We start from the raw sequence: 2,228 nt of genomic DNA, 5'->3' as shown, positions 1-2,228 counted from the left end.
CGGCATGTGCGCCAGGCGGTTCGGTTCGCCGATGGGGTGGCGTGGCTGGCGGAGCACGGGGTGACCCGGTTCGTGGAGTTGGGTCCGGACGGCACGTTGACCGCCATGGCCCAGGCCTGCCTTGCCGACGACGGTGCTGATTCCGTCTTCGTTCCCGCTCTGCGCAAGGACCGCGACGAGCTGACGGCCCTGCTCACCGCCGTCAGCCGACTGCACGTGAACGGTCACCGACCCGACTGGTCGGCCGTTCTGCCCGGCGCCCACCGTGTCGATCTGCCGACGTACGCCTTCCGCAGGGACCGCCTCTGGCTGGAGCGGACATACCGGGCCGACGGCTCCGCCGCTGCCGCCGCCGAGGGCGCTCACCACTACGGGGTGACCTGGCAGCCCGTGGCCGGCCTGCCCGACGAGGCTGCTCTGAACGGCCGTTGGCTGATCGTCGCCCCTGAGGGAGCGCGGGGCGGTGACGGTTGGGACGGCGCGTTGACCGCGGCGCTGGCCTCGCGTGGTGCCGAAGTCGTCGACGTGAGCTGTGTCCCCGCCCTGGACCGGGCGGCGCTGGCCGACCGCCTCGTGTCCGCCGTCGGCGACGGACACATCAGCGGCGTCGTCTCGGCGCTCGCCCTGGATCCGGGTGAGCGCGAGGGAACACCGGTAGGCGTTCTGGCCACCACCCTGCTGCTCCAAGCGCTCGGTGACGCGGGCATCACCGCGCCGCTGTGGACCGTTACGCGCGGCGCGGTCGCCGTCGACGGAGATGATGCACCGCCTCTTCTCGACCAGGCCGCCGTGTGGGGCCTCGGGCGGGTGGCGGCCCTCGAGCACCCGGACCGCTGGGGCGGTCTGATCGACATACCCGACGAGGTGGACCAACGTGCCGGTGCACGGCTGGCCTTGGTGCTGTCGGGGAGCTGCAACCGTGAGGACCAGGTCGCCGTCCGGGCCCGTGGCGTGCTGGTCCGCCGACTGGTCCCCCGACGGGTCCGTTCCGCGAACGATTCCTGGAGCGAGTGGACGCCGCGCGGCACGCTGCTCATCACTGGCGGTACCGGAGCGCTCGGCGCCCGTGTGGCGCGCTGGGCCGTCGAACGCGGTGCCGAGCATGTCGTGCTCGCGAGCAGGCGCGGGGCCGGGGCTCCGGGCGCGGCGGATCTGGAGGCCGAGCTCACCGCCGCCGGAGCACGGGTCACGACCGTCGCCTGCGACACGACCGACCGTGCCGCCGTCCGGCACTTGCTCGAGACCCACCCCGTGGACGCCGTGGTCCACACGGCGGGCGTGCTCGACGACGGTGTGCTCGACACCCTCACCCCCGAACGCTTCGACACGGTCGTCCGGGCGAAGGCCGCCGCCGCGCTCCACTTGGACGAGCTGACCCGCGAACTGTGCCCGGACCTGTCGGCGTTCGTCCTCTTCTCCTCCCTCGCCGGCACCGTCGGCTCCGCCGGGCAGGCCAACTACGCCGCGGCCAACGCCATGCTGGACGCCCTGGCAGAGCGGCGCCGTGCCCTCGGTCTGCCTGGTACGTCGATCGCCTGGGGCCCCTGGGCGGGCGGCGGCATGGCCTCCGACACGGGCGCCGAGAACCGGCAGCGCGGCGGCGGCGTGAACCCTCTGGACCCGACGACGGCACTCGCTGCGCTCGGCGCGTGCGTCGCGGGGACGGAATCCGTTCCGTTCGTCGCCGACATCGACTGGGACCGGTTCGGCCCGGCCTTCACCGCCATCCGCACCAGCCCGCTCCTCGACGAGGTGTACGAGGCCGAGATCACGGCGACCGACCGCCGTACGCCGACCACTCCGCTTCGCGAACGGCTCTCGAAGCTGTCGGCCGAGGACCGGCGCCGCGAACTGCTGCAGACCGTTCGTGCCCGCACCGCTGCCGCACTCGGTCACCGGGATGTGGGGGCGGTGGCCGTTGATGTGGCGTTTCGTGAGTTGGGTGTCGATTCTCTGATCGCGGTGGAGTTGCGCAACGTGCTCGGCGCGGAGTGCGGGGTGTCGTTGCCGGCGGCGGTGGTGTTCGACTGTCCGACTCCGGTGGCGCTGGCTGACTTCCTGTACGGGGAGATGTTCGGCGTGGTGGGGGAGGAGGCCTCGGCTGGGTTGGTGGCCGGGACGGTGGTCTCTGAGGATCCGGTTGTGATCGTGGGGATGGGGTGTCGTTTTCCGGGTGGGGTGGATTCTCCGGAGGGGTTGTGGCGGCTGCTGTCGGAGGGTGGGGACGG

The 2,228-nt window shown here is 72.4% G+C and carries 1 protein-coding gene; it reads left to right on the top strand.

Annotated features, from left to right (window positions below; genetic code table 11):
* Positions 1-60: 60 nt before the first annotated feature.
* On the top strand, positions 61-2,228 hold a 2,168-nt coding region (locus FGD71_RS00950; RefSeq protein ID WP_140935786.1), incomplete at its 3' end, for a beta-ketoacyl reductase.

The sequence above is a fragment of the Streptomyces sporangiiformans genome, assembly GCF_005768555.2.
GTDB lineage: Bacteria > Actinomycetota > Actinomycetes > Streptomycetales > Streptomycetaceae > Streptomyces > Streptomyces sporangiiformans.
The sequence above is the reverse complement of the archived record's forward strand: the minus strand, read 5'-3'. Positions and strand labels throughout refer to the sequence as shown.